This is a genomic window from Mycobacterium gordonae, from assembly GCF_001417955.2.
Lineage (GTDB): Bacteria > Actinomycetota > Actinomycetes > Mycobacteriales > Mycobacteriaceae > Mycobacterium > Mycobacterium gordonae_B.
The window spans coordinates 1-7,396 of the sequence record NZ_LKTM01000071.1 but is presented as its reverse complement, the minus strand read 5'-3'; the positions used below and the strand labels follow the sequence as shown (position 1 = coordinate 7,396).

The 7,396-nt window shown below is 66.0% G+C and carries 5 protein-coding genes and 2 pseudogenes; 4 read left to right on the top strand and 3 right to left on the bottom strand.

All coding sequences use genetic code 11. The features are described from left to right. Positions 1 to 69 precede the first annotated feature (69 nt). Positions 70 to 765 (bottom strand): annotated as a pseudogene (locus AO501_RS08980) (IS21 family transposase); the annotation flags it as partial. A 345-nt stretch (positions 766 to 1,110) separates the two neighbouring features. Next, a complete protein-coding gene (locus tag AO501_RS08975) occupies positions 1,111 to 2,067 on the bottom strand; it encodes a dipeptidase (protein WP_055577399.1) in 957 nt (318 codons plus the stop codon). On the opposite strand from AO501_RS08975, the gene AO501_RS08970 reads away from it, so the two are divergent. Then, positions 2,066 to 2,617 (top strand): GNAT family N-acetyltransferase, encoded by a 552-nt coding sequence (locus AO501_RS08970; RefSeq protein WP_082658496.1) that lies wholly within the window; start codon positions 2,066 to 2,068, stop codon positions 2,615 to 2,617. The genes AO501_RS08975 and AO501_RS08970 overlap by 2 nt on opposite strands. 372 nt (positions 2,618 to 2,989) lie before the next feature. On the opposite strand, the gene AO501_RS08960 is transcribed toward AO501_RS08970, so the two are convergent. Further along, positions 2,990 to 4,090: an ImmA/IrrE family metallo-endopeptidase gene (locus AO501_RS08960; RefSeq protein WP_055577396.1), complete on the bottom strand. Its 1,101-nt coding sequence runs from the start codon at positions 4,088 to 4,090 to the stop codon at positions 2,990 to 2,992. A gap of 268 nt (positions 4,091 to 4,358) precedes the next feature. Between AO501_RS08960 and AO501_RS08955 the strand changes: the two genes are divergently transcribed. The 3 genes and pseudogenes from AO501_RS08955 to AO501_RS08945 all read left to right on the top strand — a co-directional run. After that, a complete protein-coding gene (locus tag AO501_RS08955; RefSeq protein WP_231752412.1) occupies positions 4,359 to 5,063 on the top strand; it encodes a hypothetical protein in 705 nt (234 codons plus the stop codon). Between the two features lie 11 nt (positions 5,064 to 5,074). Beyond that, complete coding sequence (locus tag AO501_RS08950) at positions 5,075 to 6,172, top strand: tyrosine-type recombinase/integrase (RefSeq protein WP_231752411.1); 1,098 nt, start codon at positions 5,075 to 5,077, stop codon at positions 6,170 to 6,172. Then, a pseudogene (locus AO501_RS08945) lies at positions 6,159 to 7,396 on the top strand (site-specific integrase); the annotation flags it as partial. The gene AO501_RS08950 and the pseudogene AO501_RS08945, both read left to right, overlap by 14 nt.

The following is a 7,396-nucleotide window of genomic DNA, read 5'->3' as shown; positions in this document are numbered from 1 at the left end:
AGACGCTAACCCACAACACCGAAAAAGAGTGTCTACCAGTGGTTAAGCGTGTCGTAGTTCAGTCAACGGGTAGTGGCTGCGAAAAGCGATCCAACGCTCATTCTCTTGCCGGGAGCGCCCGAACAGCACCTTCTTGACCGCGCTGTTGAGGTTGTCGTAGCGCACCTTGTCCACCGGCACCCCACCCAGGCGGTCAAACCCGTACACGTGGCCTTCCAGGAAAGCCTCTTGCCCCTCGGTCAAAAACGCCCGATGCGCCGCGCGCGCCGAGTACGACAGGCGCATCGTGAACAGCGTGGTCTTGGTCTTGACCCCGCCCAAGATCACCCACAGGTCATGAAAGTCCACTTCAGCCTCCGCCGCCGGCGGATGCGTCTGGGGCACATAGCCCAGCTCCAAGGGCTTACCCGCCTCAGCCAAGATCTGCGGGCGGCGCTTGCCGACGTAGTCGCGCACCGTCGAATACGACAAGTCCACTGCGCCAAGCTCATCAACGAGCCGAGCCAAAATGCGTCGAGCGGTATGGCGCTGCTTCTTGGGCGCATCTAGATCACTGCGCAGCATCTCATCGATCGCGCCCTTGAACGCCTCCAACCGCGGCGCAATCCGCTCGGGCACCTTGCGCTGCGGCGGGATCGCCGAATCCAGCGCCTGGCGCACCGTACGCCGGTGCACGTGATGCTTATCAGCCAGCGCCCGAATCGACATCCCCTCCACCCGATGATCCCGGCGAATCGCCGCAAACTGCTCCACCCGCGCACTCACTTTCCAGCCTCACCTTCGTGATCAGCGATCCGGGACATCCGGATGCCGACCACGCTGAAGTGGGGCCAAATCAAACCGTCATAACCGTCGCGGCGTGTCGCAAAGGTGGGGCCAAATCAAGCCGTCACACCAACACCCCGCCGCCTCACAGGTGGGGCCACTTCGAGCCGTCCCCCTGGGGCCAGTTCAGACTGTCACGGCCAACCGAGGTCAGCACGCCCTCCGTGCACGTTCCAACAAGCGCCTCCGTCGCGCCGTCGCCCTAGCGGAGTTGCGATCACTCCGCGAGTCGGTCTGCTCGCCGCGAGGATTCCAACCGCTTTACCCGATAGCGATGACTTGGGGCTAAGCCTGCCAGGCGCGTTGCGCTACGCGATAGAAGTTGCCTCCAAGGACTGCCCGGATGTCTTCGTCGGACCAACCCCGTTCCGTCAGGTGCTCACCAAGACTTAGAAGCGTTTGGGGTGGCATCCACTGAATCGCTCCCCACCGGGTATAGCTGGCATCGAACAGGTGAGGGTTGCGGGTGAGTTCTTCGACGAAGTCCGCGTAGTCGAACGAAAAGTCGGTGCTGATGCCGACGTGGTCGATGCCCACCAGGTCGACGGCGTACTCGAGGTGGCGTGTCATCGCCTCCAGCGTTGGCGTGTTGGGGCCCAGGAAAATACCGACGCCGGTGATCCCTATAACCCCACCGGTGGCGGCGCACGCTCGAGCCTGGTCATCGGTGATGTTGCGCGGGTGATCCCAGACTGCCCGCATGCAGGAGTGGCTGTAAATGACCGGGCCGCTTGAGGTGTCGCACATGTCGAGCCCGGTGCGAGGGCTGCAGTGCGAACCGTCGGGAACGATGCCGACGGCGTTCATTTCGGCGATGATCGCCCGGCCCCACGTCGTGAGGCCACCGTCGGTGGCGTCCAGGCAGCCATGGCCGGCGCGGTTGGCGTGGTTGTAGGTCGGCAACAACGTGCGCACGCCGAGCTCAGAGAGCGTTACCAGGTTGTCGAGGTTGTTATCGAGGGGACGTGAGTCTTCGAGGTCGAACACCACGGCGATACGTCCAGCGCCGGTAATCGCCGCGACGTCATCGGAACTGGCCGCCAGCTCCATCGCTGGGTGCGCAGCGACCGCGGCACGATAGTGCGCCAGCAGCGCCATGGTGTCGTTGAAGCTGTGCGGCGAATACCCTGCATTGACGGACACGAATGCGCCGCCGTCCCGCTGATACCGGGTCAGCAGGCCCACGTCGGCGTCGGGCTGCAATGGCAGACAGGTGTGCTGATCCCAAAGGAGCGAGGTCATGGCTATCGATCCTGCATCATCGGGGCCGTTAATCGCCTTACCTTTTCGCACCGCGCGGCTGACCATTCGGCCCCTGACGCTAATCGACGTCGAGGCCATGCATGTGGTGTACTCCGACCCCGCGGTCACGCGGTTCATCCCCGGCGGGGTGCGCGACGCGGCCGGAACGCGCCAACGTGTCATCGACTTGATCGCCCACCATGAGTGTTATGGAGTGAGCAAATGGGCTGTGACGCTGAGTGATTCGGGCGTTCTGATCGGTGACTGCGGACTGCAGTTCTTGCCTGGGCGACCGGATCTGGAACTTGGGTTTCATTTCGCTCGGGAGTATTGGGGACACGGGTATGCCACGGAAGCCGCTTCCGCGTGCCTGGGTTGGGCATTAACCAACAGGACTGAACGGGTCGTGGCGATCGTTGACCCGCAACACCGGGCCTCGCAACGGGTCCTGACCAAGCTCGGCATGCAGCCCGTGGGCCGTGACCACATACTTGACCGAACCTGGATCGTCTATGAGGCCTCCGGTCAGCGGGAGTTGCCCAAGGCGTGATGCCGAGCTTCACAGTGACAATCACGTGGCGTCTCTCGCTGGAGGGGGGCTTTCGGTCAGGCCATTGCTGTGTGCGTGTCGCCAGGCGGCGGCGAGGTTGGCGGTTCGGTTCTTGGCGGAGACCTCGCAGAGGTACTGGCTGTACTGCTTGTTGTTGGTCTGCCACCGCAGTTCGGCGTACAGACGCCGGTTTCTGCGTTGGAGGACCACCCGTCCGAGGGCTCGTGCGCTGTCGCGTACCACGCGGTGATGGCGGCCGCCTGCGGCGCGGTCCTGCTCAAGAGCTTGCCCCTGCTTAGTCCAATGGACCGGCGCCCTCCACTGCTCGTCGCGGACCGGTGTGCGGTTCCAGCCCACGATCGCGCCCGATAGCTAGACCATGCTGAGGTGCCGGGCGCGGGGCCCGTTGCTTGCCGATCCGAAGAGAGCGCCGCGTTGCGCCCTGGTGAGCAGCGTGATGTCGTTGAGTTCGTTGCTGGTGTAGCCGGCGGCGGTGAGTTGGTCGAGTACGGTGCCAACGAGCTGGGGCACCTCCTCGGCCACGCCCGGGCGCGGGCCGTACATGCGGCCGGTCTCATTGAGCAGCCGGAACATCGACCGGTACTGATATCCGGACAGCACACCGCGCTCGTGGGCCCGCACGACCAGCGACGACGCGCTCACACCCCAAGTGAGACGCAGCTCGTCGAGTTCGTGCACGGTCCGCACCGACACGCGGTCCAAGTCGAAGCCGATATCGCCGATAGGTGCAAGGAACTCGGCGGCGAAACTGTTGGCCCGGCGCTCGACTTCGGCGGGGCTGACCAGTGTCATCGCGTCCATGACGAGATGACCGAGTTCGTGGGCCAGCGTCATCCGCATGCGGTCGGGCGGCCGGGCCGCGTTGACATACACCAGGTGCGGGTGATGCTCACTTGCACGCAGGGTCACCGCGTCGATCTCGTCGTCGAGAAAGTCGTCGACCACAACGAACACGCCTGCGGCTTCGAGCAATTCGGTCATGGACCGGATCGGGCCGGCGATACGCCACAAGCGGCGCAGAACCTGGGCGACGGTGATCTCGCCGAGCTCGGACGCGAAGTCGGCCGGGTCAAGATCGGGAAGCGCGAGCTTGGGGTTGATGTCGGCGTGCGACACCAGGCGGCCGATCCGCATCGCGACAAGATTCGCCCGGGCCCACACGCGGTCACGCTTCCACTCAGCCGCACTCAGGTTGGCCCGGAAATGGCTGCCCTGAGCCGGGGACCGGGTGAAGGGCACACACAACGCCTCCGGCCGGCATCCCATGGCCTGCGCGTAGTCGAGCAAGGCCTTCCCCGCCAGGGGCAGCAGTCCCGCCTCCACTCTGCTGACGTGTGAGGCGGATACCGCGGCCTCGTCGGCCAACCGCTTTTTCGACCATCCACACGACAGTCGGGTCAACTGCACCATCACGCTGTTCGCCGCGTCGTCGTACGGATTCGGTGCCGTCACAGATCGCCTCCCATCCGTCTCGGTGCTGTCTTCCGACACTAGCCCGTCGTTGCCGCGGAATCGCGTAGAAACACCGTTTGATCTGCGTTTTCCCAGTTCACGCTCGCTATTCGGGGTGGGACGTGTGTGGCTGGTGTGACGATAGCCGCACTTCAGCCCGGGTGCTCGCCAAGCTGCGGCCCCGTGCATAAACGGCGTGTCTTCCAATCCAAAACCGTACCACGGTCTGCACGATTCTATGCAAGGTTTTCGGCTGAAAGGCGGGGTCGTGACAGCTCCGATGGATCAACCCAATGCAGCGGGCCGTCCGGTCTCGCGCAAGGAGGCTCGGCGGCTGCTCAAGCAGGTGGCGGTCGGGGTGGGAGCGATGCTGCTGGCTGCGGTCGATGACTGGAACGCGTTGTCGGCGAGGCACTCCGCGCATCTGCGGACGGTGATGCAGGGGCTCGGACGCGGCGCTTATGTGGCGGCCGCCGTTGCGGCGGGCACCGATGTGTGGCTGAGCACGCACGGCATGCATCCACCCGGACACACGGTCGTGAAGCCCTACCGCTGGCCCGAGATCAGCAGCCGCGGGAAGACACACATGATGATCCACCACAACGAGATGGAACCGACCACCCCGCGGCGGACCGCGTTCTTCACCCAGGACTCGGCGACCCTGGGCCTGGTCGGCGATCCCACTCATTGCGAGCTGACCTGGGACTACGACATCGTCACCGACACCCACATCCGTCGGATCTGGGTCAGCGCCCCGGGTGTCGACTGGGACCGCTTCGAGGTCCCCATGGCCAAAGTGCAGGCCCAATACGCGACGTGGCGCAAGCGCGACATGAAATGGCTGCCCGGGGCGCTGCCCACCGACACCGCCGCAGCCGCGCCGATGCCGTCTCGCGAACCGCAGGAAGACCTGCGGCCCGACATCCAGGTGCGGCGGCCCCGGCGCCCCGAGGAAACCCGGGATGCCGAGTGAGGGCGGCACCGGTGACCATCCACGGACGGGCGACGTGGACGGTGGTGGACGGATCGGGCCTACCGGTCGGGGAGGTCGAGCAGTTCCTGCACTGGCTGCGCGCGGTCGGTCGTTCCCAGAACACCGTCCGCTCGTATGCACGCCACCTGAGCTTGTTCTACCGGTGGCTGCGCGCGCGCGGAATCCCCTGGGACGCCGTGGTATTCGACGCGCTGTGCGATTTTGTGGGCGCCCTGTCCGCCGGTTTGCCGCCTCTGCCGACCCGCACGGGCAGCCGGGCGCCGGGAACGGTGAAGGCGGTCAGCGCGGCCGTCCGCGAGTTCTACGAGTTCCATCGTGTGGAAGGCCGCGGACCGCAGGATCTCGTGTTGACCCGCAATCCATCTCGGCTCCCGCGCCGGTCACACAACTTCCTGTCCCACATCGAGCAACGACACCCGAGTGCGGTCTCCCGGTTGACCCGGCCGGGCAAACAGCCCGCGGAGACCGTGCAGACGATCGACTTCGAGGCCGACTTCGCGACGTTGCTGGCGGCGGCGTCGACCTGCCGCGACCGGCTGCTGCTCTCCGCGCTGTATGACCTGGGGCTGCGGATCGGGCAGGCGTTGGGGTTGCGGCACGCCGACCTGGACCCGATGCGCAGGCGAGTTCAGGTATGCCGCCGGGAAGACAACACCAACGGGGCGCTGTCAAAGCAGCGCGCACAGTTCGCGGTGGACGCGCCCCGCCGGTTCTTCGACCTCTACGCCGCATACCTATTCGGTGAGATCAGCGACATAGACAGTGATTACGTCTTCGTCAACCTGTCTCGACCCCCGATCGGCGGACCGCTGTCGTACTCGAACGCCTACCAGATCATCGAACACATCGGCTCGGCTGCGGGTCTCGACGGGCTGCACCCGCACATGCTGCGCCACACCCACGCCACCGCCCTGGCGAAGGCCGGCTGGACATCGGCCGAGATCGCCGCCCGGCTCGGGCAATCCCACGCCGCCAGCGCCGACGTCTACATCCACCTCGCCAGCGACGACCTGGCAGACCGGCTGCGCCGCACCGAGCATCTGGTGTGGGCGCCACCGCAGCCCGGGGCAGGCCATGAGAAACGTTGAATCCCAGCGAGGCTCCTCCCGGGGAGGTCGCCGTTCGCCGCTACAGGTGCCCGACGGGCCGTGGTGTCAGCCGACGTGGCAGGTCGTCGAAACAGCCGGAGACCGCCGCCGCCGGGCCACCGACCCCTGCGCCGTCGACGCATGCAAGAGCGAGCGGTACTGGCTTGGCGGCCCCCAGACCACCGGCGAACGACGCGGATTGTGCTACGCGCACTACTTCCAATGGTTCCGCGCCGGCCAGCCCGCCGACTTCACCGCTTGGGCGAACTTCGAAGCCCGGCCGGTCGGCGCCCCGCGCGGCTACCTCTCGGCCCAAGTCGTCGACTTCCGGCGGTTACCGCAGGTCGCGGCCGATGAGATCCGGTTCGTCGTTGCCACCAAAGTCCGCCGCGGCGACTGGACCCCCAACACCAGCCTCCGCCGCTTCCTCATGGTGCTCATTGACACCGCCGACGGCCGAATCACCGACTCGCTCGCCGAGCGACCCACTGAGGACTGGCTTCTGCTGTGCCGGCAACACTGGCCGCACACCAGCTCGTTCGACTCCCTGTGCGCGCCCTACCTTCGGCGCTTCTTCCGGCTCCTCGACGGCGCCACCAACCCCAACCTGTGGGCCGACGACCATTGGCGCTGGCGAGACGGATTCGAATTCGTCCTCGACGCAATCCAATCCGGATCGACACACACCGCCGTGGACTGGTCCACGGTGCCCCTGCCATGGCTGCGGACTGCGGTCAAAGAACTCGCACGACGACAGCTCACCACCGCTACCCTGTCGTGGGGAACGCTGACACAGTGGGTGCGCGCCACCCGCCAACTCGCCCGGTTCCTCACCCGCGACGACGAGCAGCCGGAGCCGTGCGCGGTGACCAGGCCGGTCTTCCTTGACTACCTGGCGTGGACGCGTCGACCGGACACCGAAGCGGACTCCCGGCTCGCCAATACCGCTGCCTACCTGCTGGAGTCGCTGCACGACACCCAGATCGTGCCCGATCTCGGGGCGGCGGTGTTCCTCCGACGAGGCGAAAACGTGCACCGCAAGACCCGCAGCCCCCGGCCGTTCCCGCCGGACGTGATCGACCGAGTCGACACACTGATCGTCGACAACCCCGCAACCGACCCCACCCTGCGGTCGATGATCGCCACGACCCGGTGGGCAGGCTGCCGCATCTCCGAACTGGTCGCCCTGCCCATCGACTGCCTGCACCGCTCCGACGCGGGCTA